This is a genomic window from Bartonella vinsonii subsp. berkhoffii ATCC 51672, assembly GCF_902825225.1.
GTDB lineage: Bacteria > Pseudomonadota > Alphaproteobacteria > Rhizobiales > Rhizobiaceae > Bartonella > Bartonella berkhoffii.
The window spans coordinates 1-391 of record NZ_CADEAK010000319.1 but is presented as its reverse complement, the minus strand read 5'-3'; the positions used below and the strand labels follow the sequence as shown (position 1 = coordinate 391).

The following is a 391-nucleotide window of genomic DNA, read 5'->3' as shown; positions in this document are numbered from 1 at the left end:
GTCCCTGAATACTGATACCAATTTTAAGAGAAAATATATCACGAGATAAGCTTACAAGCTTTCTAACTTCTGTGAGTCGTTTTGCTAATGCGGTTTTGGGCTCATTTTTTTGTCGTTTCATATTTCAAATGTTTACAAATGGGGTTGACTAATATCCCATTTGTAGATATACCTCATATTACCGTCTGTTAAAAAAGACAGTTATTACACAAAGAACTCCACAAAAGACGGATGGTTGCAGCATCCGTTTGAAGCAGGAGCGAAAGTTATGACTCTCACACAAACATGGGATTGCCATAGTATTTTAGCCGAGCTACGCCGCCGTAATATGACCTTGGCGGAGCTCGCGAAAGCTTATCAAATACCGTCATCCAGTGTCAAAAACATTTGG

At 39.4% G+C, this 391-nt stretch carries 1 protein-coding gene; it reads left to right on the top strand.

The annotated features are described in order from the left end of the window. Positions 1 to 268: 268 nt before the first annotated feature. Positions 269 to 391 (top strand): helix-turn-helix domain-containing protein (locus tag J7R10_RS10260; RefSeq protein ID WP_208436540.1); only part of this gene is annotated, 123 nt, incomplete at its 3' end.